Genomic DNA, 21,348 nt, shown 5'->3' with positions numbered 1-21,348 from the left:
CCCCCTCCCCTCCGTCGATGGACGTCAGCCGGTGAACTTCACGTCCGTGATCGCCTGCTTCCAGCCGGCGCCGCTGTAGCCGTCGCTGGGAGCATTCGGCACGTCGGTGATCCAAAGCAGCACGTACTGCGTCTTCACCGACTTGGACGCCTTCACGTCCAGGGTGGTGCCGGTCGTGGTGGAGGAACCGATCTCCTTCATGCCGTCGACCGACGTCGAGGGAGACAGTGCGTCGGCGGCGTACAGGTGGATCGTGGTGTGGTCTCCGGTGTACCGGAGCCCTATCGAGGCGTTCTTCACCGCCTGGGCCGAGCCCAGGTCGTAGACGATGCCCACACCGGGCTTGTACGGCGCCAGCTTGGGCCCTGCGAGGTACTTCTTCGTGCGCCAGAACGTGGTGCTGTTGCCGTCGAAGGTCTTGTCCACGTCGTCGGCCGCCTGGGCGGAGCCGTCGACCAGGTACTCCTGAGCCTGTTTGATGGCGATCGGCTTGGTCGGGGCGGTCTTGTTGCCGCCCTTCTCGTTGCCGTCCGTCGTCTGGGTCTGCTTGGTGTCCTCGGGCTTGTCGTGGTCCATCAGCGCGTCCGCGAGCTGCCAGCTGCCCAGGCCCAGGGCGGCGATGAGGAGAGCCGACACGGCCCACTTCAGGGCTGTGCCGGTACGGCTCTGCAGCGGGGGCGGCGGAGTCGGCAGGGTCTGGGTGGCGCCCGGACGCGGCGACTGCCGGCCGTACGTGCCCTGCTGGTACGTCGTGCGCTGGTACTCGGGCGGCGCGGTGAACGCCGGCTCCGGCGGACGGATGCGGGGCATCTCGCCGATCGCCTTCACGAGCTCCTCCAGCGTGGTGCACGGGGACTCGTGGCGGGAGGCGGTCGCTCCGTCGTTGGCGAGCGCGCGCATGGCGAGCTCCGACAGGCCCCGGTGGACACCGGCGCGCACCTGGTCGGGTGCGATGAGGCCGACGCCCTTGGGCAGCCCTGACAGGCCGTAGGCGTCGCTCTCGTACGGCCAGCGCTGGGTGAGGGCGGCGTAGAGGAGTGCGCCGATCGCCTCCGTGTCGGTGCGCTGCGGGGTGTCCGAACTGATGCCGCGCAGCGCCGCGTTCACGGCGAGGCCGCGGATGCGCCACTGGCCGGTGGACGTGCGCAGCACCGCACCGGGGGTCAGCTTGAGATGGGCGAGGCCCTCGCGGTGCGCGGCGGCCATGGCCCCCGAGACCTGACTGACCATCTGGTAGGCCTCGTGCACCTCGAGGGGGCCCGAGGCGAGGAGGGCGGTGAGCTCCGTGGCGTCCGGAAGCCACTCGTGCACCACGTAGACGAGGTCGTTCTCCTCGACCGCGTCCAGGACCTGGACGAACCGGGGGTCGCCCAGCAGGGCGGAGGACCGGGCCGCCGCCAGCACCGAGCGGGCTCGCGGGTGATCGGCGGGCAGCAGGTGCACTCCGACGGCGCGGCGGAGCTTCTCGTCCATCGCGCGCCAACTGCTGAAACCGTCCAGTCGGGTGACGCACTCTTCGAGGCGGTAGCGCCTGGCGAGTTTGTGACCACTGTGCAGTTCGGGCGGTGAGGTTTTTCCGGGACCCTCGGTCCCGCCGCTCCCCTGTGCCTCTTCGCTGTCCGTTTCCCGCTCCCGGTTGAGGGCCACCCCGTCGGACGTGGTTTGGTCCGCCTTGGCGGTCAGCGGCTCGTCACCGCTGTTGTCTGCCACGTCGACGGCAGCTGTGCTCCGTTCCGCCACCGTCGTCCCTGCCTCCCCATCCATTGCGCGCTGTCCGACGCAGAAACCAATTGTGCCCACAGTCCGGCGCTATGCACGACACACGGCGACGGACGATGGTTGTGCGCGTACCCCCGCTTCAGCGCCCCAGGCGCCCGCGGACCATCCCGACCATTGAGTTGAGTTCTTCGATGCGCATCTTGCGCGCCGCGACGTAGAAGACACCGAGCAGGGCGATCGATCCGAGGACGAGCGCCGCGATCGAGCCGATCACGCCGTACCCGAGGACTCGGGTGATCGCGAAGCCTACGGCCCCGCCCACCACGGCGCCAGGGACGGAGGCCAGGCACAGACGGGCGTACGTGCGCAGCACGCGGTCTCCGTCCAGGTCGCCGCCGAGCCGCTTGCGCAGCCGCTTCCAGGCCACTCCGACGCCGACGGCGTACGCCAGTCCGTAGGCGCCGGCCATGCCGACGACCGCCCACTGCGCGGGCAGGATCACGTAACAGACGGCCGAGGCGGCGGCGTTGACGCCGGCCACGATGACCGTGTTGTAGAAGGGGGTGCGGGTGTCTTCGTAGGCGTAGAAGCCGCGCAGGACCACGTACTGCACCGAGAACGGGATCAGGCCGAGCGCGAAGGCCATGAGGACGTAGCCCTGGGACTGGGCGGCGGCGATGCCGCTGGAGCCGAAGAGCAGGGTGCACATGGGGATGCCCAGGGCGACGAACATGAAGGCCACCGGGACGATCGCGACGGCCGAGGTCCGCAGACCCTGCGAGATGTCGTCCCGGACGGCTCCCGGGTCTCCGTCGTGGGCCGCTCGCGAGATCCGCGGGAGCATGGCCGCCATGACGGAGACCGTGATGATCGCCTGCGGCATGCCCCAGATCAGCTGGGCGTTGGCGTAGGCCAGGATGCCCGCTCCGTCCTTGTCCGAGGCCTTGCCCGCGGCCGTGGCCAGCTGGGTGACGACGAGGACGCCGGCCTGGTTGGCGAGGACGAAGAGCACGGTCCACTTGGCGAGCCTGATGGCCTTGCCGAGGCCGTGGCCCCGCCAGTCGAAGCGCGGACGGAACCGGAAGCCGGCCTCGCGCAGGTACGGAATCATCGCCGTGGCCTGGACGACCAGGCCGAGCAGGGTGCCGATGCCCAGCAGGCGGACGCCGTCCGGCGGAATGTTGGTCACGTCCATGCCGGAGTGACGGGCGGTGCCGTAGACCCACAGGAACATGCCGAAGGTGAAGATCATGACGATGTTGTTCAGGACCGGGGTCCACATCATCGCGCCGAACTTCCCGCGGGCGTTGAGGATCTGGCCCATCACCACGTGGACGCCCATGAAGAAGATCGTGGGCAGGCAGTACCGGGCGAAGGTGACGGCCACGTTGTTGGACGCCGGGTCGCTCGCGATGGAGTTCGACATCAGCTGGATCAGCAGGGGCGCGATGAAGACCGCGGCCGTGACGATCACACCGAGGGCGACCATGACGAGCGTCAGCAGGCGGTTGGCGTACGCCTCGCCCCCGTCGTCGTCCTCCTTCATCGACCGCACGAGCTGGGGCACGAAGACCGAGTTGAGGCCGCCGCCGACGGTGAGGATGTAGATCATCGTCGGCAGGGTGTACGCGACGGTCCAGGCGTCACCGAGGGTCGCCGCTCCCAGCGCCGCGGTGATGATCATCGTCCGTACGAAGCCGGTGAGGCGGGACACCAGGGTGCCCGCCGCCATCACGGCGCTCGACTTCAGCAAACCGGAGGCACGGCCGCCGGACTTCGCCGGAGCGGCCGCGGGAGGCTGAGCGGCGGCCGGAGCCGGCTCGGGAGCGGGTGCCGGGACCGCGGGGGAAGCGGAGGGCGCGTAGCCGTGGCGGACGCCGCCCTGCTGCTGGTCGCGGAAGAGATGAGCGAAGGCGTCGGGCTCATGCTGGTCCTCGCCGGCCTGGGTGACCAGATCGTCCACGCCCACGTACTGGGTGGTGCGGGCGTCGTCGCCGTACGGCAGGTGACGCGTCGGCCCGGCCGGCTCGGGAGGCGGCGTCTGGGCCCACAGCCGCGGGTCGGGCGCGTACTGCGACGCGGGCGGCTGGGCGTAGAGGGACTGCTGGGGCGCGTACGTCCCGGGCGGCGGCGGAGGGTGCGCGGCACGGTCGTAGAGCGCCTCCGCGACCGGGTCCTGGGCCGAGAGGTCCTGAGCCCGGTACGGATCCTGGTCGTAGGCGTCCTGGAGGTACATGTCCGCGGGCGAGCCCTGCGGCATGTGAGCGTTCTCCGGCGAGCCCTCGGGGTGGCCGGAGCGGCCCGCGGCCTGGTCCGGGTAGTCCTCGGGGTAGCCCGAGGATCCCGCGCCCTGGCCGCGGTCACCGTCGTACGGCGCGTTCATGGTTACCCCACCTCATCGTCCCCGGGCCCACCGGCCACGACATCGCTCAACGGTCCACTCTCTCACCCGTGCCGGACGGGTCGGCGCTTTCCGGTGCGGTGTCCGGTGTCGGGTCACTCGGCTGCTCCGGGGCGTCTGCCCCGGACTCCGAGGCGGAAGCCCGTTCGGGACCGGCATCGGAATCCTCGGTGGAGTCAGTGTCCACGGTGGCGTCGGCGTCCTCGCTGTCGCCCCCCGCCTCGGGACCGTCCTGCGCGTCCTCCGCCGCCTGCCGGGCCGCGGCGCGCTTGCGCTGCGTGTACATCCGGAAACCGGCGAGAACGAGGAGCAGGACGCCGCCGCCGATGACGAGCATCACGGTGGAGGTGATCTCGGTGACCTTCACCTCGAAGGCGACCGGGTCGCCGTACGGCTGGCCGTCCTCCGTGTAGAGCTGGGCGACGACCTGAACCGGACCGTTGGCCTTGGTGGACGTCGTGAACTTGACCGACTGGCTGTGCTCGCCCGCGACCTGGATCGGCTGCTCGTCGTACGGGCCGTCACCGATCTTCAGGCGGGTGGGCTGCTGCGAGGTGAGCCGCAGCATCAGATGGCCCACGCCCTGCACGAGGTTGTTCTGCACCGTCACGGGGATCGTGGCGCTGCGCCCGGACAGCTTCGCGTCCGACTTCTGGATGAGATGCACCAGGCCCATGAGCCCGTCGAGATAGGTCTCCACGCCCTGCCGGAAGTCCGCCGCCTCCGCCGTGCGGCCGCGCCAGGACGAGGACATGCCGCGCTCTATGGCCCGTCCGAACGGCGTGACCACACGGGACTCGTCGGTCAGGATCACCCGGAACTTGTCGAGCTTGGCCTGGGTCGCCTGGATCCGCTCGAACGCCGAGCGCGGCAGTTCCCGGTGGCGCAGCGCCGACGGGTACGAGGACGCGGAGGGAACCCTCGTGGTGGCGCCGGGGTCCGGCTTGGCCTTGGCGGCCTCGGTCAGTCCCTGGGACTGCGACCAGTTCCCCTGCTGGAGCGTCCGCACCGCCTCGGCCATGGACTGCGCCTGGCTCGCCGTGGGCATGCGCTGCGGAGCCACGACGATGCTGCGTTCCTTCTTCGGCTCCTGAAGGTTGATCATCAGGCTCTGCGCGAGGAACTTCTGGACGGCGAGGGTCGAGGCGTCCGCCTTCATCATGTCGCCCTGGAACGCGGTCGACATCCGCTCGTCCGCGACCACAGCCGTGGTGCCGCCGCCGATGGGGCGGGCTGCGCTGGGCGTGTAGGACAGGCCGCCCGTCTCACGGAGGCTGTCGCTGCGGGCGATCACCTTGTCCGCGCCGGCGGAGGTGGCCACCTTGATGATCGAGGGGTCCACCGCACCGTCCGCGGGCCAGGCGAACTCCGTGCTCGGCTTCACGTGGACGATCGTCTCCACCGTGTCGGCCGCCACATCGGTGGCGTCCTTGAGGTGGCTCAGGGAACCGGTGACGTCCTTGCCGTGGTGGGCCAGGGACGCGAGATCGGGGTCGGCGAACGGAAGGGCCACGAGGCTCTGGCCCTGGACCGTCTTCTCCAGCTTGTCGAGCCAGGCATTGGCCACCGCCTGGTTCTTCCCGGCGACGGTGGTGCCGTTCTTCTGCTGGATCCGGTAGCCGCCCCGCATCGCGTCCACGGAGGCCAGCAGGTCCGGGTCGAGGACCCAGGTGACGTCGAGCTGGCTGCCCAGCGACAGGAGCTGGTCCAGGCGCCCGCCCGGGGAGATCTCCTTGGCCAGGTCGTCGTTCTTGAAGACGGGCGTCTGCTGGGCGTCCGACCCCGTCTCCGCCGTGAGGTGGACCGTGGAGATGAGCGGCCAGAGGTACGTCGTCTTCGTCTTCGTGTCCGCCGCGTCGGGCTGCCAGGGCAGGAACGTCCGCTCGATGCCGAGGACCTGGTCCCACGGCTGCGCGGTGGTCCGGCCCGTGAGCGACACACCGAGCTGGTAGACCCCGTCGTCGCCGAGGTCGAGGTCCTTGACCGGGACCGAGATGGAGAAGTGCTGCGAGCTGCCGGCGGCGAGCTTGGTGACCTTCGCGACGTACTTGCCGCCGAGTTCCAGCGTGTCGACGCCCGGCTGGAAGCTGGTGCGCTTCGCGACCGTGTCGATGGCGGTGCGGGTGTTCAGGGACGGCCCCACCCGGATGCCCACGTGGGCGTCGGTGACCGTCTGCTTGCCGGTGTTGGTGACCGAGCCCGAGACCGTGACCGTGTCGCCGTCGGTGGGGGCACTGGGAGTCAGCGAGTCGAGACTGACGTCCACGGGGCCGGACGACCCCGCGGCGGTGGCCGCGGACCCGGCCGCGGTGGACACGGAGGCCTTCTCGGCGGCCTGTGAGGGCGTACTGAGGGGCAGCTGGAGCAGCCCGGCCAGCAGCGGCGCCCCGGCCAGCAGTGCACCGCTGCGCCGGAGCCACCGGCGGGCAGGTGAGGGACTCGTCCCTTGGAAGTCTGCCGCCTCGGCCACGCGCTCGCCCGTCCCTCGTCGTCGTCAGTGGTCGTCGGAATGTGCGTCCACGCATGGTAACGAGGTGCGCTGAGAGTAAGTGCCGCGGAGTGGTCCACAAGATCAGGGATCAACGCGGACTGTCCTGTATGTGCGCCCATTCTGCCCGGGAAAAGATTGTGGGGCGCGGGTGTGGGATTTATCCAGGCGCTCCCCGCCGCCTCGGCCACGTACCCTTTTCTGTTGTGCCGAACGCCAACGAAGACAATTCCAGTGCCCTGAGCCAGGTGCAGCGCCGCGCGGTGAGTGAACTGCTGCGGGTGTCTCCTGTCGCCGACGAGCTCGCCCGCCGTTTCCAGGAGGCAGGGTTCTCGCTCGCCCTGGTCGGCGGCTCGGTCCGGGACGCGCTCCTCGGCCGGCTCGGCAATGACCTGGACTTCACGACGGACGCCCGGCCCGAGGACGTACTGAAGATCGTCCGGCCCTGGGCGGACGCGCTGTGGGAGGTCGGGATCGCCTTCGGCACGGTCGGTGCGCAGAAGGAAGCCCGCGTGGGCGATGTGGATCAGTCGTTCCAGATCGAGATCACGACGTACCGCTCCGAGGCGTACGACCGGACCTCGCGCAAGCCCGAGGTCTCCTACGGCGACTCCATCGGGGAAGACCTCGTGCGTCGCGACTTCACGGTGAACGCGATGGCCGTCGCGCTGCCGGAGAAGGAGTTCATCGACCCCTACGGCGGTCTGGAGGACCTCGCGGCCCGCGTTCTGCGTACCCCGGGCACTCCGGAGGCGTCCTTCTCCGACGACCCGCTGCGGATGATGCGTGCCGCACGGTTCGCCGCGCAGCTCGACTTCGAGGTGGCACCCGAGGTCGTCGCCGCCATGACGGACATGGCCGGGCGCATCGAGATCGTCTCCGCGGAGCGGGTGCGGGACGAGCTGAACAAGCTCATCCTGTCCGCCCATCCGCGCAAGGGGCTGACGCTGCTCGTGGACACGGGGCTCGGCGAGCACGTGCTCCCCGAGCTTCCCGCCCTGCGCCTGGAGCGGGACGAGCACCACCGGCACAAGGACGTCTACGAACACACGCTGATCGTTCTGGAACAGGCGATGGCGCTGGAGGAGAACGGGCCCGATCTGACACTCAGGCTCGCCGCACTGCTCCACGACATCGGCAAGCCGCGGACGCGTCGCTTCGAGCAGGACGGACGGGTTTCGTTCCACCACCACGAGATGGTGGGCGCCAAGATGACCAAGAAGCGGATGACGGCGCTCAAATACTCGAACGACCTCGTCAAGGACGTCTCACGTCTGGTCGAACTGCATCTGCGCTTCCACGGCTACGGCACCGGGGAGTGGACGGACTCCGCCGTCCGCCGCTATGTACGTGACGCGGGCCCGCTCCTCGACCGTCTCCACAAGCTGACCCGTTCCGACTGCACCACCCGGAACAAGCGCAAGGCGACCGCTCTCTCCCGTGCCTACGACGGGCTGGAGGAGCGCATCGCCCAGCTCAAGGAACAGGAAGAGCTCGACTCGATCCGTCCCGACCTCGACGGCAACGAGATCATGGGAATCCTGGGCATCGGCCCCGGCCCCGCGATCGGTCAGGCCTACAAGTTCCTGCTGGAGCTGCGCCTGGAGAACGGACCGATGGAGCATGACGCCGCGGTGACGGCGCTCAAGGAGTGGTGGGCCGAGCAGGGCTGAGGGGTGGGCGGCCCGTCATGTTTCACGTGAAACATTGCCGTCGGGCCACGCGAAGGGGCAGTGTTTCACGTGAAACACCGCCCCTTCGCGTCTGTACGGGTCTTACTTGGAGGCGAGCTCCTCCAGGCAGAGGGTGAAGTCGTTCTTGCCCGTCTCGGTGTACTCGGCGTACTTGGTGCGGTCGCAGCCGGAGTTGTCGGTCTTCTTCTCCGCGACCTTGTACTTGGCCTTGGCGTCGCCGCAGCCCACGACCTTCAGGCCCGGGTCCGTGGAGCTGTCCGGGTTGCTGATGCTCATGCAGTCGCCGACCTTGGCGGTGTCCGGGTCGTGCCGGCTCGCCAGGTAGCCGATGCCGGCGGCTATCACGGCAACAACCACGACCGCGCCGCGCAGGTACTGCTTGATGCTGCGCTTCGGGCGCTGCGGCGGGACCGGGGCGTAGCCGGCGGTCGGCTGCTGCGGGAATCCCTGCGGCGGCTGGCCCTGGGCGAACGGGTTGCCCCCCTGGGGTGGCTGGCCCTGCGCGTAAGGATTCTGACCCTGAGGCGGCGGCGGAGTTGTCATGGGGTCCCCCCTGGAACGTAGATGCGTGAGCCGAACGTAAGACTCACGTAAGCTATCGGGCCCCTGTGACATCACGGTCGTCAGAAGGGGGTCTGTGTCACTGATGTGACACTTGCCGACGTTCAAAGCGGGCCATAGCAACCGCAATTGATGCGTAGACCGCTGCCACGGTGAGGACGAGGGGAACCGACCGTCCGTCAGAAGGCAGCATCAGCGCGGCCACTGCTGCCGCCCCGACGAAGGCGATGTTGAACAGGACGTCGTAGACGGAGAAGATCCGGCCGCGGAATCCGTCGTCCACGGAGGACTGCACGATGGTGTCCGTGGCGATCTTCGCGCCCTGTGTGGTCACGCCCAGCATGAAGGCGGCTCCCAGCGTGGGGGCCGGGGCGAAGGGGAGGCAGAGCCCCGGAACCAGGACCGCGGCGGCGCCGGCGCAGCAGGCGATCCAGCGGCCCGGTCCCAGCCGTCCGGCCGCCCCGGGCGTCACCACGGCGGCGACGAAGAACCCGGCTCCCGAGACGCCCACGGCCAGTCCCAGGAGCGCGAGCCCGTCGTCCGAGCCGGACGCCCATGCGTAGCGGCAGAGCATCAGCACCATGACCGTCAGGGCGCCGTAGCAGAAGCGCATCAGGGTCATCGTCATCAGCGCCCAGGCCGCCTCCCGCCGCGGAAGCTCCGCGAGATGGCGTACACCGAGGACAAGACCCCGCGCGGTGCCGGCGAGGGCCGTGCCCACGTACGGGCGGACCCGCTCCTGGTCGGGCCCCAGGACCTCCGGGGCGATACGCAGCGAGGCGAGGGCCGCGCACAGATAGAGGACCGCCCCCACGAGGACCACCGCCGCGTCGGAGTCCGCGACGACCAGCCGTACGGAGAACGCGAGGCCCGCGCCCACGGTGGCGGCGAGCGTTCCGGCGGTCGGCGAGAGCGAGTTGGCCACCACCAGCCGCTCCCTGTCGACGACACGGGGCAGCGCGGCCGACAGCCCGGCCAGGACGAAGCGGTTGACGGCGGTGACACAGAGCGCGGAGGTGTAGAAGAGCCAGTCGGGCACCGGGCTCAGCATCAGGAGGGCCGTCACGGACGCGAGTGCCGCGCGCAGCAGGTTGCCGTACAGGAAGACCTGCCGCCGCCGCCATCGGTCCAGCAGGACGCCCGCGAAGGGACCGACGAGGGAGTACGGGAGGAGGAGCACCGCCATCGCGGAGGCGATCGAGGCCGCCGAGGTCTGCTTCTCCGGCGAGAAGACCACGTAGGTGGCCAGCGCGACCTGATAGACGCCGTCGGCGCCCTGGGACAGCAGCCGTACACCGAGCAGGCGTCTGAATCCCTGGAAGCGCAGGAGGACGCGCAGGTCACGCACGACGGCCATGGGTCACACCCTCACATACGAGGAGGGTCCCCGGGCAGTAAGCCCGGGGACCCTCCTCAGCAGCGAGCACGGAATCGTGCTTAGCGCTCGACCTCGCCCTTGATGAACTTCTCGACGTTGGCGAAGGCCTCGTCGTCGAAGTACTGGACCGGCGGGGACTTCATGAAGTAGCTCGACGCGGAGAGGATCGGGCCGCCGATACCGCGGTCCTTGGCGATCTTCGCGGCGCGCACGGCGTCGATGATGACACCGGCCGAGTTCGGGGAGTCCCAGACCTCGAGCTTGTACTCCAGGTTCAGCGGGACGTCGCCGAAGGCACGGCCCTCGAGGCGGACGTACGCCCACTTGCGGTCGTCGAGCCAGGCCACGTAGTCCGAGGGACCGATGTGGACGTTCTTCTCGCCCAGCTCACGGTCGGGGATCTGCGAGGTGACGGCCTGCGTCTTCGAGATCTTCTTGGACTCGAGGCGGTCGCGCTCCAGCATGTTCTTGAAGTCCATGTTGCCGCCGACGTTGAGCTGCATGGTGCGCTCAAGACGGACACCGCGGTCCTCGAACAGCTTCGCCATCACGCGGTGCGTGATGGTCGCGCCGACCTGCGACTTGATGTCGTCGCCGACGATCGGGACGCCCGCCTCGGTGAACTTGTCCGCCCACTCCTTGGTGCCGGCGATGAAGACCGGGAGGGCGTTGACGAAGGCGACCTTGGCGTCGATGGCGCACTGGGCGTAGAACTTCGCCGCGTCCTCGGAACCGACGGGCAGGTAGCAGACGAGGACGTCGACCTGCTTGTCCTTGAGGACCTGGACGACGTCGACCGGCGCCTCGGCGGACTCCTCGATGGTCATGCGGTAGTACTTACCGAGACCGTCCAGGGTGTGACCACGCTGGACCGTGACGCCCTTGTTCGGGACGTCGCAGATCTTGATGGTGTTGTTCTCGCTGGCACCGATGGCGTCGGAGAGGTCGAGGCCGACCTTCTTCGCGTCGACGTCGAACGCGGCGACGAAGTCGACGTCACCGACGTGGTAGTCGCCGAACTGGACGTGCATCAGGCCGGGCACCTTGGTCGCCGGGTCGGCGTCCTTGTAGTACTCGACGCCCTGAACCAGCGAGGCGGCGCAGTTGCCCACGCCGACGATGGCTACGCGAACCGAACCCATTCCGGTTGCTCCCTGTGTCTATCGGTGAAACCCCGAGCGGGGTCTCACGTGGCGGTGTCGTCGGACGGATCCGGCCGGGGGCTGTCCCGGTGCCGGGGCAGGCCGCCCGTCTCTCCAGATGTGTTGTCCTGCTGAGCGGAGCCTTCGAGGCCGGGGCGTTTGACGTCCCGGCCGGCCCGCTCACTCTCGATGAGCTCGTTCAGCCAGCGCACTTCGCGCTCCACGGACTCCATTCCGTGGCGCTGGAGCTCAAGCGTGTAGTCGTCGAGGCGCTCCCGGGTGCGCGCCAGCGAGGCGCGCATCTTCTCGAGGCGCTCCTCCAGACGGCTACGGCGACCTTCCAGTACGCGCATGCGTACATCGCGCGACGTCTGCCCGAAGAACGCGAAGCGAGCCGCGAAGTGCTCGTCCTCGTACGCGTCGGGACCCGTCTGCGCGAGAAGCTCCTCGAAGTGATCCTTACCTTCCGCCGTCAATCGGTAGACGATCTTGGCGCGGCGCCCCGCGAGTGTTGCCGACAGGGCGTCTTCAGGTGTGGATCCCTCTTCCTCGATCAACCAGCCGTTGGCGACCAGCGTCTTGAGGCAGGGGTAGAGCGTTCCGTAACTGAAGGCACGGAACACACCCAGTGACGTATTGAGTCGTTTGCGCAGCTCATAGCCGTGCATCGGAGACTCGCGGAGCAGGCCGAGTACGGCGAACTCGAGGATCCCGGCACGCCGGCTCATCGTCGCCTCCTCCCTGTCGCTGCCTCGTCCGCACGGTCTTTATGCCGTGCTGATGTATCGACTCGATACATCAGCACGATAGAACGACCTTGTGGGTGCGACAAGAGGGAGCAGAGTGAACGGCGTCACATCACCGATTCATACGAAGCAAGTTGCCTGATTTGGGGTGAACTTCGACGCTAGGTGGGTTTTGGCGGTGCGTACTCTGTGCGGGATGGACACCACCGGGAACCGAGTGACGTCTGAGAACGTCAACGTCTTTGGTGCAGTACGGGTGAATGCGCAATCGACCGCATCCGTACTTCGGGGGGACCGGAAACCAGCCGCCGTTTCCAGGCGCGCAAAGGTGCGCCTGCCCGAGGAGTAATCGTTCGATGAGCGAGCACCGTCGCAAACCGCCGCAGCCGCAGGGCGGCGGACGTGCCGCGGCCCGGCGCGGCCAGCCGCAGGCAGGCCCGTCCGCAGGCCGCCGCGATGCACCGCGAGACGCCACCGGGTCTCCTTCCGATCCATACGGTTCGGGGGGTGAAGAGAGCCCGTACGGCAGCCGTGCCGAGGCGCGGCGTGCCATGCAGCGCGGCGGCGGCGGCGGTGGGAGCCGGCGCAGAGCCGCCGACGGCGCGGGTCACGGCGGCGGCCCCGGTGGAGGGGGCGGCCGGCGCGGTGGTCCCCAGGGCCCCGGCGGTCCCGGGCGCGGCCGAGGCCGCGCTCCCGAGCCCGCCAAGAAGCGCATCATCGACTACCCGCGCGCGGGCCGGTACGGCGCGAAGCGCTGGGTGCCGTCCTGGAAGCTCGTGACGGGTCTGTTCATCGGCTTCTGCGGCAGCATGGTCGCGGCCGCCGGCGTCGGGTACGCCCTCGTGGGCATCCCGGACATCGGCAAGACGGCCAAGGCGCAGAACAACGTCTACTACTGGGCCGACGGCAGCGAGATGGTCGCCACGGGTGGCGAGGCCAACCGTCAGATCATCGGCTACGCGGAGATCCCCAAGGAGATGCGCTGGGCGGTGATGTCGGCCGAGAACAAGACGTTCGAGACCGACAGCGGCGTCGACCCGACGGGTATCGCCCGCGCCTTCGTGAACATGGCCAAGGGCGGCCAGACCCAGGGTGGCTCCACCATCACCCAGCAGTACGTGAAGAACGCGATGCTGGAGGACCAGTCCCAGACGGTCTCCCGCAAGCTCAAGGAGCTGTTCGTCTCGATCAAGGTCGGCGCCAAGGTTCCCAAGGAACAGATCATGGCCGGCTACCTGAACTCGGCGTACTACGGGCGTAACGCCTACGGCATCCAGGCCGCGGCCCACGCGTACTTCGACAAGGACGCCACCGACCTGAACCCGAGCGAGTGCGCGCTGCTGGCGGCGGTGCTCAAGGGCGCCACGTACTACGACCCCGCGGGCGCCGCGTCGATCGACCCGAACAACGCCACGCCGGAGAAGAACCGCGCCCGTGCCGAGGAACGCTGGCAGTGGATCCTCAACGAAGAGGTCAAGGACGGCCGTCTGGACGCGGCCACGCGGGCCAAGTACACGAAGTTCCCCACGACCCAGCCGCCGCGGTCGAACGCCGCGCTGGGCGGACAGGTCGGCTATCTGATCGACCTGGTCAACTCGTACCTGGTCAACAACAGTGACAAGACCGGGATCACCGAGACCAAGCTCCGTCAGGGCGGCTACCAGATCCACACGACCTTCGAGAAGAAGAAGGTCGACGCGCTCGAGGCCGCGGTGAAGAAGGTGCAGAAGGCCAACATCAAGCCCAAGCTGCGCCCGAAGAACGACAAGTACGTCCAGTTCGGCGGGGCGTCCGTCAACCCGAAGACCGGCGCGATCGAGGCCATCTACGGCGGTGTGGACGCGACCAAGCACTTCACCAACAACGCCGACCAGACCGGTGCCCAGGTGGGCTCGACGTTCAAGCCCTTCGTGCTGGCCGCCGCCATGTCCTGGGGCGTCCGGGACCCCGACGGGCCCGAGTCCCAGCCGCAGGACGAGCGGACGAAGGTCTCTCCGAAGAGCTTCTACAGCGGCAAGAACAAGCTCAAGATCAAGGACTACAACGGAACCGACTGGACGGACGACAAGGGCAAGGAGTGGCTGCAGGCGAACGACGGCCAGCGGTCCTACAACCCGCCCACGTACAAGATCGACCTGCGTGAGGCGATGCGCGAGTCCGTCAACTCCGCCTATGTCCAGCTCGGCATGGACGTGGGTCTGGACAAGGTGAAGGAAGCCGTGCTGAACGCCGGCATCAAGGAGTCGAGCCTCGCCAGCTCCAGGTTCCCCTCGTTCTCCTTGGGCACCTCCTCCCCGAGTGCGATCCGCATGGCCGGGGCGTACGCGACCTTCGCGGCCAGCGGCCAGCAGCGGGACCCGTACTCGGTCGAGAAGGTGACCGACAAGGACGGCACCGTCTTCCAGCACGACAAGATCGCGAAGGCGGTTGAGGCCTTCACCCCGGCGGTCGCCGACAACGTCACCGACGTGCTGAAGACCGTGGTCGAGAAGGGCACCGGCACCAACGCCCAGCTCCAGGGCCGCGAGGTGGCCGGCAAGACCGGTACCACCGACGGCAACAAGTCCGCCTGGTTCGTCGGCTACACCCCGCAGCTGTCGACGGCGATCGGCATGTACCGCCTGGACGACGACGAGACCAAGAAGAACCGCGAGTTCCTGCAGATGTACGGCACGGGCGGCGAGAAGACCATCCACGGTGCCTCGTTCCCGTCCCAGATCTGGCGGGACTACATGGAGGTGGCACTCAAGGGCGAGAAGGCGGAGTCCTTCCCGGTGCCTGAGGACATCGGTGAGATCATCGACGACTTCCCGAGCCCGACGCCGACGCCCTCGGCCACCGAGAGCGCGACGGAGAGCCCGAGCCCGACCCCGAGCGCGACGCTGACGTCTCCGACGCCCACGGCGACCGAGACCTGCCGGAAGTTCGACTTCAACTGCAACAACAACGGCGGGACGGACACCGGTGGCACCGACACCGGTGGCACCGACACCGGCGGCACCGATACCGGCGGCACGGACGGCGGTGTGACCACCTCACCGACGGCCACCGCCACCGGTACCACCAGAGGCAACGGCAACGGCAACGGAGGCCTCTTCGGAGGCTCCGGCTGACGGTCGCCGACCATCCTTCGCGCGTGCGCACCCTCGGGGCGCACGCGCGAAGGCGTTTCCGGGCCCGCTCCCCGGGCCCTCGCCTGGTTCCCGGCCTGTGGCCCCCGGCGCCGGGTGACCACGAGGGACGTCGACCTGAGTCGTCCCTGCTTCCCTTCTCAGACACGTACGGCAGGATGTGCGGCATGCCCAGTGCAGAGACGACGCGAGCGAGCGTTCACGATCCGGAGCCGGTGCGGCCGACCAGGGACGACGAGGTCGCCGCCGGCGGCAGTGAGCTGATCGGCGGTCCCATCGGGCGGCGGGCGCTGCTCGGGACGTCCTGGTGGACACCCGTGCGGGTCGTCGCGCTGGTGATGATCGGCATGTTCGCCCTCGGCATGGTCCAGAAGCTGCCGTGCTACGACGGCGGCTGGTTCTTCGGCGCCAGCTCGCAGTACACGCACGCGTGCTACTCGGACATCCCGCACCTCTACCAGGGGCGGGGTTTCGCCGACGGACTCGTGCCGTACTTCGACAAGATCCCCGGCGACATGGAGTACCTCGAATACCCGGTGCTGACCGGTGTGTTCATGGAGGTCGCGGCCTGGCTCACCCCGGGCGGCGGGAGCATCCAGCACCAGGAGCGGATCTACTGGATGGTCAACGCGGGGATGCTGATGGTGTGCGCGGCCGTCATCGCCGTGTGCACCGCCCGCACCCAGCGCCGTCGCCCCTGGGACGGCCTCATGGTCGCCCTGGCGCCCGCCTTCGCGCTCACGGCCACGATCAACTGGGACCTCCTCGCCGTGGCCCTGCTGGCCGCCGCGATGCTCATGTGGTCCCGCGGACGCGTCCTGGCCTTCGGCGTCCTGATCGGGCTCGCCACGGCCGCCAAGTTCTACCCGTTCCTGCTCCTCGGGCCGCTCTTCCTGCTGTGCTGGCGCACCGGCCGGTGGCGTGAGTTCGGTACGGCGCTCCTCGGCGCCGTCGGCGCCTGGCTGGTCGTTAACCTTCCCGTCATGTACCTCGCCCCCGAGGGGTGGGCGAAGTTCTACAGCTTCAGCCACGACCGCGGCGTCGACTTCGGTTCGGTCTTCCTGTTCGTCTCGCAGTGGATGAAGATCGCGATCACGCCCGACACGGCCAACGCCTGGGCGCTGGTCATGATGGTGGTCATCTGCGCGGGGCTGAGCGCCGTCACGCTCGCCGCCCCCCGGCGCCCCCGCTTCGCCCAGCTCGCCTTCCTGATCGTCGCGGCCTTCATCCTCACGAACAAGGTCTACTCGCCGCAGTACGTGCTCTGGCTGGTCCCGCTCGCGGTGCTGGCCCGGCCGCGCTGGCGGGACTTCCTGATCTGGCAGGCGTGCGAGGTCGCGTACTTCCTCGGCATCTGGACGTACCTCGCGTACACGACCAGCGGCGACGCCCACAAGGGTCTGCCGACCGACGGCTACCAGGTCGCCATCGCCGTCCACCTGCTGGGCACGCTGTACCTGTGCGCGCTGGTCGTACGGGACATCTTCAGGCCGGAGCACGACGTGGTGCGCCGTGCGGGCGACGACGACCCGTCGGGCGGGATCCTCGACGGTGCGGAGGACGTCTTCGTCCTCGGCCCGGCCGCGCACACCCCCCGCCACGCGGCGCAGTTCGACGCGGTCCCCCATGGCGAATGGCGTGAGGACCAGGTGCCGGGAGACCGTTCGCTCTGAGCGAACAGCCTCCGGAGGGCTCACGCGAAAGGCCGTACACGGTGTCCGTGTACGGCCTTTTCGTCGTTCCTGAGCGCGTCGGCCGCGGGGTCAGCGCTCGACGACGCGGTCGAACTGCGTGGTGGTGTGCCGCAGATGGGCCACCAGTTCGTCGCCGACCTTCGGCTCCGTGGCGTCGTGCGGCACGAAGAGGATCGAGACCTGCATGTGCGGCGGCTCGGCGAACCAGCGCTGCTTGCCCGCCCAGACGAACGGAGAAAGGTTCCGGTTGACCGTCGCGAGGCCGGCGCGCGCGACGCCCTTGGCGCGCGGCATGACGCCGTGCAGGGCCTTGGGAGCCTCCAGGCCCACGCCGTGCGACGTACCGCCCGCCACGACCACGAGCCAGCCGTCCGAGGCGGCCTTCTGCTGCCGGTAGCCGAAGCGGTCGCCCTTGGAGACGCGCGTGACGTCCAGGACGGCCCCGCGGTACTCCGTGGCCTCGTGGTCCCCCAGCCACAGCCGCGTGCCGATGCGGGCGCGGAAGTGGGTCTGCGGGAACTGCCGCTGGAGCCGCGCCAGTTCCTCGGCCTTGAGGTGGCTGACGAACATCGTGTGCAGGGGCAGCCGGGCCGCGCGCAGGCGGTCCATCCAGCCGATGACCTCCTCGACGGCGTCCGAGCCGTCGGTGCGGTCCAGCGGCAGGTGGATCGCGAAACCCTCCAGCCGGACGTTCTCGATGGCGGCGTGCAGGTGCGGCAGATCGTCCTCGCTCACGCCGTGCCGCTTCATCGAGGACATGACCTCGATGACGACACGGGCGCCCACGAGGCCGTACACGCCGTCGATGGACGACACGGAGCGGATGACGCGGTCGGGCAGCGGTACGGGCTCCTCGCCGCGCCTGAACGGCGTCAGGACCAGCAGATCGCCGCCGAACCAGTCCTTGATCCGGGCGGCCTCGTACGTGGTGCCGACGGCGAGGATGTCCGAGCCCAGACGGGTGGCCTCGTCCGCGAGCCGTTCGTGGCCGAAGCCGTAGCCGTTGCCCTTGCAGACGGGGACGAGCCCCGGAAACTGCTCGGACACCTGCTTGTGGTGTGCCCGCCAGCGCGCGGTGTCGACGTAGAGCGTGAGCGCCATGGCCGGTCCCGGAACCTTTCTCGTGGCTGCGGTGTATCAGAGGTATGAAAACGAATTGTCGCTGATTCGCCGGGCCGATGGGGCGGTCCCGGGCCGGTTCGGCGGCCCGGGATGCGATTCGGGGCGGACCGGCGGCCCGGGAAGCGGTTCCGGGAGGCTCAGCGGCGGGACATGTACATGTCGAGGGCCTTGTGGAGCAGCTTGTTGAGCGGGAAGTCCCACTCGCCGAGGTACTCGGCCGCCTCGCCGCCCGTGCCCACCTTGAACTGGATCAGACCGAAGAGGTGGTCGGTCTCGTCCAGCGAGTCGGAGATGCCCCGCAGGTCGTAGACCGTGGCGCCCAGCGCGTACGCGTCGCGCAGCATCCGCCACTGCATCGCGTTCGAGGGGCGGACCTCACGGCCGATGTTGTCCGAGGCGCCGTAGGAGTACCAGACGTGGCCGCCCACGACGAGCATCGTCGCGGCGGACAGGTTCACGCCGTTGTGACGCGCGAAGTACAGCCGCATGCGGTTCGGGTCCTCGGTGTTGAGGGCCGTCCACATGCGCTGGAAGTACGAGAGGGGGCGCGGCCGGAAGTGGTCGCGGATCGCGGTGATCTCGTAGAGCCGCTGCCACTCCTCCAGGTCCTGGTAGCCGCCCTGGACGACCTCGACGCCGGCCTTCTCGGCCTTCTTGATGTTGCGGCGCCAGAGCTGGTTGAAGTTCCTGTGGACCTCTTCGAGGGAACGATTGGCCAGCGGCACCTGGAAGACGTAGCGGGGCTGGACGTCGCCGAAGCCGGCGCCGCCGTCCTCGCCCTGCTGCCAGCCCATGCGGCGCAGCTTGTCGGCGACCTCGAAGGCGCGCGGCTCGATGAAGTCGGCCTCGATGTCGCGCAGGCGCTTCACGTCCGGGTTCTGGATGCCGCCCTTGATGGACGTGGCCTCCCAGCGCCGGATGATCACCGGCGGGCCCATCTTCACGGAGAAGGCGCCCTGGTGCTTGAGGTGCGCGAGCATCGGCTGCAGCCAGTCGTCGAGGTTCGGCGCGAACCAGTTGATGACCGGGCCCTCGGGCAGATAGGCGAGGTAGCGCTTGATCTTGGGCAGCTGGCGGTACAGCACCAGGCCCGCGCCGACCATCTGGCCGGTCTTGTCGTCGAACCATCCGAGGCTCTCGGAGCGCCACTCGGCCTTCACGTCCACCCACGCGGGGACCTGCATGTGGCTGGCCGCGGGCAGGCTCTGGATGTATGCCAGATGCTGCTCTCGGCTGATGGTCCTCAGGGTCAGGCTCATTCGGGGCGCTCCTCGGGCTGGTGTGTCCCCATGGGTACAAGGGCTCCGGCTCTCGCGCCGAAGCCTACTGCGCCCTGCGAGCGCCCCGAATGGCCGTATGGAACCTGGGCCCCGGGGGTGCCGTGCGAAGCCTCCCGAGGTCAGGGGAAAACGGACGTTCGACTCAGATCACACCGCCGAAGAGGCCGCCGTGGGCCAGGCCGAGGTAGAAACCGACCCCGGAGAGACCGAGTCCGACGATCAGTCCGAAGCGTTCCCGGGTCGTCTCGGAGATGAACTGGCCGTAGGCGCCGGTGAGGATCCCGACGAGACCGGCCCACGAGCTGAGCAGATGGAGGCTGTGGAACATCGACGTGACGAACGCCAGGACTCCGCACACCAGGGTCACCGCGAGCAGGGTGTCCTGGAGCGGATGGGACTTGCCGTCCGTGGCGAAGAGTGAGCCGGTCGTGCCGGGACGCATTACCTGTGCCATAGGGCACCTCCTGCGGAAGGCGGCGCATCGTAGCGCCATACACACCCGATGTGTACAGATTGACCGCCAACCCGGTCGGATTTCAACCGGAAGCGGGTGTGCAGGTAGTCTGTACCCTCTGCACCGGTGTCTGCCCAGGCTCAAGGCCAGGTCACGACAGGGATCACCGCTCGGTTCACCGATCGGAGGCCCGATTGTCAGTGGCGGCCGATACCGTTGCGTACGCATCACAACCCTCCTGCCACGGAACGACCGTGGCCGCTGAGTCCAAAGGAGGTGGGTTCCACATGCGTCACTACGAAGTGATGGTCATCCTCGACCCCGATCTGGAGGAGCGCGCTGTCGCCCCCCTGATCGAGAACTTCCTCTCCGTCGTCCGTGAGGGCGCCGGAAAGGTCGAGAAGGTCGACACCTGGGGCCGTCGTCGTCTCTCGTACGAGATCAAGAAGAAGCCCGAGGGCATCTACTCGGTCATCGACCTGCAGGCCGAGCCTGCGGTCGTCAAGGAGCTCGACCGCCAGATGAACCTGAACGAGTCGGTCCTCCGGACCAAGGTCCTCCGTCCCGAGACCCACTGAGCTCTCCAGCTCAGCTGATCTCGGGCATCGAGTAGCACCAGCAGCCAGCAGCAAACCCGCCGAGAGGTTCCCCCATGGCAGGCGAGACCGTCATCACGGTCGTCGGCAATCTTGTCGACGACCCCGAGCTGCGCTTCACCCCTTCCGGTGCGGCGGTCGCGAAGTTCCGTGTCGCGTCCACTCCCCGCACCTTCGACCGTCAGACCAATGAGTGGAAGGACGGCGAGAGCCTGTTCCTGACCTGCTCGGTCTGGCGTCAGGCGGCGGAGAACGTCGCCGAGTCGCTCCAGCGAGGCATGCGCGTCATCGTGCAGGGCCGGCTGAAGCAGCGGTCCTACGAGGACCGTGAGGGCGTCAAGCGCACGGTCTACGAACTGGACGTAGAGGAAGTCGGCGCCAGCCTGAAGAGCGCCACGGCCAAGGTCACCAAGACCACGGGCCGGGGCGGTCAGGGCGGTTACGGCGGCGGCGGTGGCGGCGGCCAGCAGGGCGGCGGCTGGGGCGGAAGCTCCGGCGGCGGCCAGCAGGGCGGCGGCGCTCCGGCCGACGACCCCTGGGCGACCGGCGCTCCCGCCGGTGGCAACCAGGGCGGCGGCGGTGGCGGCGGCTGGGGCGGAAGCTCCGGCGGCTCCGGCGGCGGCTACTCGGACGAGCCCCCCTTCTAGGCCTCAGGGCCGAGGGTGGGCCGTACCCCCACTTCTTGATCACACAGGAGATACACCATGGCGAAGCCGCCTGTGCGCAAGCCGAAGAAGAAGGTCTGCGCGTTCTGCAAGGACAAGGTCACGTACGTGGACTACAAGGACACGAACATGCTGCGGAAGTTCATTTCCGACCGCGGCAAGATCCGTGCCCGCCGCGTGACCGGCAACTGCACGCAGCACCAGCGTGACGTCGCCACGGCTGTGAAGAACAGCCGTGAGATGGCGCTGCTGCCCTACACGTCCACCGCGCGATAAA

Annotated in this window: 16 protein-coding genes; 6 read left to right on the top strand and 10 right to left on the bottom strand. The window is 68.7% G+C overall.

Translation table 11 applies throughout. The annotated features are described in order from the left end of the window. Window positions 1–24 precede the first annotated feature (24 nt). From ACFYYF_RS16345 to ACFYYF_RS16335, 3 genes are all read right to left on the bottom strand, one after another. Complete coding sequence (locus ACFYYF_RS16345) at window positions 25–1,740, bottom strand: protein kinase family protein (RefSeq protein ID WP_388776089.1); 1,716 nt, start codon at window positions 1,738–1,740, stop codon at window positions 25–27. Between the two features lie 118 nt (window positions 1,741–1,858). Next, on the bottom strand, window positions 1,859–4,102 hold the full coding sequence (gene murJ, locus ACFYYF_RS16340) for a murein biosynthesis integral membrane protein MurJ (protein WP_388776087.1): 2,244 nt from the start codon (window positions 4,100–4,102) through the stop codon (window positions 1,859–1,861). Window positions 4,103–4,148: 46 nt separating this feature from the next. Beyond that, window positions 4,149–6,590 (bottom strand): DUF6049 family protein, encoded by a 2,442-nt coding sequence (locus ACFYYF_RS16335; RefSeq protein WP_388776084.1) that lies wholly within the window; start codon window positions 6,588–6,590, stop codon window positions 4,149–4,151. 224 nt (window positions 6,591–6,814) lie between these two features. On the opposite strand from ACFYYF_RS16335, the gene ACFYYF_RS16330 reads away from it, so the two are divergent. After that, window positions 6,815–8,281: a CCA tRNA nucleotidyltransferase gene (locus ACFYYF_RS16330; protein WP_388776081.1), complete on the top strand. Its 1,467-nt coding sequence runs from the start codon at window positions 6,815–6,817 to the stop codon at window positions 8,279–8,281. Between the two features lie 102 nt (window positions 8,282–8,383). Here the strand turns inward: ACFYYF_RS16330 and ACFYYF_RS16325 are convergent, their stop codons facing one another. The 4 genes from ACFYYF_RS16325 to ACFYYF_RS16310 form a co-directional block, all read right to left on the bottom strand. Beyond that, window positions 8,384–8,845, bottom strand: a complete 462-nt coding sequence (locus ACFYYF_RS16325) for a hypothetical protein (protein WP_361693388.1) — start codon at window positions 8,843–8,845, stop codon at window positions 8,384–8,386. A 97-nt stretch (window positions 8,846–8,942) separates the two neighbouring features. Next, window positions 8,943–10,220, bottom strand: coding sequence for an MFS transporter (locus ACFYYF_RS16320; RefSeq protein ID WP_388776077.1), 1,278 nt, complete (start codon window positions 10,218–10,220; stop codon window positions 8,943–8,945). Window positions 10,221–10,300: 80 nt separating this feature from the next. Then, window positions 10,301–11,383 carry an inositol-3-phosphate synthase gene (locus ACFYYF_RS16315; RefSeq protein WP_361693392.1) on the bottom strand — a complete coding sequence of 361 codons (1,083 nt, stop codon included), beginning with the start codon at window positions 11,381–11,383 and terminating at the stop codon, window positions 10,301–10,303. 44 nt (window positions 11,384–11,427) lie between these two features. Beyond that, complete coding sequence (locus tag ACFYYF_RS16310; protein WP_361693394.1) at window positions 11,428–12,111, bottom strand: PadR family transcriptional regulator; 684 nt, start codon at window positions 12,109–12,111, stop codon at window positions 11,428–11,430. A gap of 374 nt (window positions 12,112–12,485) precedes the next feature. On the opposite strand from ACFYYF_RS16310, the gene ACFYYF_RS16305 reads away from it, so the two are divergent. Together ACFYYF_RS16305 and ACFYYF_RS16300 are read left to right on the top strand one after the other, a co-directional pair. Continuing rightward, window positions 12,486–15,242, top strand: a complete 2,757-nt coding sequence (locus tag ACFYYF_RS16305) for a transglycosylase domain-containing protein (RefSeq protein ID WP_388776072.1) — start codon at window positions 12,486–12,488, stop codon at window positions 15,240–15,242. Between the two features lie 185 nt (window positions 15,243–15,427). Beyond that, entirely contained in the window at window positions 15,428–16,933 is a 1,506-nt protein-coding gene (locus ACFYYF_RS16300; protein ID WP_388776070.1) for a glycosyltransferase family 87 protein, read from the top strand. A gap of 90 nt (window positions 16,934–17,023) precedes the next feature. Here the strand turns inward: ACFYYF_RS16300 and ACFYYF_RS16295 are convergent, their stop codons facing one another. From ACFYYF_RS16295 to ACFYYF_RS16285, 3 genes are all read right to left on the bottom strand, one after another. After that, complete coding sequence (locus tag ACFYYF_RS16295) at window positions 17,024–18,055, bottom strand: alanine racemase (protein WP_361682938.1); 1,032 nt, start codon at window positions 18,053–18,055, stop codon at window positions 17,024–17,026. A 158-nt stretch (window positions 18,056–18,213) separates the two neighbouring features. Further along, window positions 18,214–19,335 (bottom strand): lipid II:glycine glycyltransferase FemX, encoded by a 1,122-nt coding sequence (locus ACFYYF_RS16290; protein WP_388776066.1) that lies wholly within the window; start codon window positions 19,333–19,335, stop codon window positions 18,214–18,216. 163 nt (window positions 19,336–19,498) lie between these two features. After that, entirely contained in the window at window positions 19,499–19,810 is a 312-nt protein-coding gene (locus ACFYYF_RS16285) for a hypothetical protein (protein ID WP_361682936.1), read from the bottom strand. Between the two features lie 287 nt (window positions 19,811–20,097). Between ACFYYF_RS16285 and rpsF the strand changes: the two genes are divergently transcribed. From rpsF to rpsR, 3 genes are all read left to right on the top strand, one after another. Continuing rightward, complete coding sequence (gene rpsF / locus ACFYYF_RS16280) at window positions 20,098–20,388, top strand: 30S ribosomal protein S6 (RefSeq protein ID WP_037615007.1); 291 nt, start codon at window positions 20,098–20,100, stop codon at window positions 20,386–20,388. Between the two features lie 74 nt (window positions 20,389–20,462). After that, entirely contained in the window at window positions 20,463–21,053 is a 591-nt protein-coding gene (locus ACFYYF_RS16275; protein WP_361682934.1) for a single-stranded DNA-binding protein, read from the top strand. Between the two features lie 57 nt (window positions 21,054–21,110). Next, complete coding sequence (rpsR, locus tag ACFYYF_RS16270) at window positions 21,111–21,347, top strand: 30S ribosomal protein S18 (protein WP_003949403.1); 237 nt, start codon at window positions 21,111–21,113, stop codon at window positions 21,345–21,347. The last annotated feature ends 1 nt before the right edge of the window (window position 21,348 follow it).

Source organism: Streptomyces sp. NPDC001914, from assembly GCF_042891215.1.
Lineage (GTDB): Bacteria > Actinomycetota > Actinomycetes > Streptomycetales > Streptomycetaceae > Streptomyces.
The sequence above is the reverse complement of the archived record's forward strand: the minus strand, read 5'-3'. Positions and strand labels throughout refer to the sequence as shown.

What these genes read in the sequence shown, in the direction of transcription:
- murJ (WP_388776087.1), bottom strand. Translation starts at nt 4,102, where the DNA reads ATGAACGCGCCGTACGACGGTGACCGCGGCCAGGGCGCGGGATCCTCG.
- ACFYYF_RS16325 (WP_361693388.1), bottom strand. Translation starts at nt 8,845, where the DNA reads ATGACAACTCCGCCGCCGCCTCAGGGTCAGAATCCTTACGCGCAGGGC.
- ACFYYF_RS16320 (WP_388776077.1), bottom strand. Translation starts at nt 10,220, where the DNA reads ATGGCCGTCGTGCGTGACCTGCGCGTCCTCCTGCGCTTCCAGGGATTC.
- ACFYYF_RS16315 (WP_361693392.1), bottom strand. Translation starts at nt 11,383, where the DNA reads ATGGGTTCGGTTCGCGTAGCCATCGTCGGCGTGGGCAACTGCGCCGCC.
- ACFYYF_RS16310 (WP_361693394.1), bottom strand. Translation starts at nt 12,111, where the DNA reads ATGAGCCGGCGTGCCGGGATCCTCGAGTTCGCCGTACTCGGCCTGCTC.
- ACFYYF_RS16305 (WP_388776072.1), top strand. Translation starts at nt 12,486, where the DNA reads ATGAGCGAGCACCGTCGCAAACCGCCGCAGCCGCAGGGCGGCGGACGT.
- ACFYYF_RS16300 (WP_388776070.1), top strand. Translation starts at nt 15,428, where the DNA reads ATGCCCAGTGCAGAGACGACGCGAGCGAGCGTTCACGATCCGGAGCCG.
- ACFYYF_RS16295 (WP_361682938.1), bottom strand. Translation starts at nt 18,055, where the DNA reads ATGGCGCTCACGCTCTACGTCGACACCGCGCGCTGGCGGGCACACCAC.
- ACFYYF_RS16290 (WP_388776066.1), bottom strand. Translation starts at nt 19,335, where the DNA reads ATGAGCCTGACCCTGAGGACCATCAGCCGAGAGCAGCATCTGGCATAC.
- ACFYYF_RS16285 (WP_361682936.1), bottom strand. Translation starts at nt 19,810, where the DNA reads ATGGCACAGGTAATGCGTCCCGGCACGACCGGCTCACTCTTCGCCACG.
- rpsF (WP_037615007.1), top strand. Translation starts at nt 20,098, where the DNA reads ATGCGTCACTACGAAGTGATGGTCATCCTCGACCCCGATCTGGAGGAG.
- ACFYYF_RS16275 (WP_361682934.1), top strand. Translation starts at nt 20,463, where the DNA reads ATGGCAGGCGAGACCGTCATCACGGTCGTCGGCAATCTTGTCGACGAC.
- rpsR (WP_003949403.1), top strand. Translation starts at nt 21,111, where the DNA reads ATGGCGAAGCCGCCTGTGCGCAAGCCGAAGAAGAAGGTCTGCGCGTTC.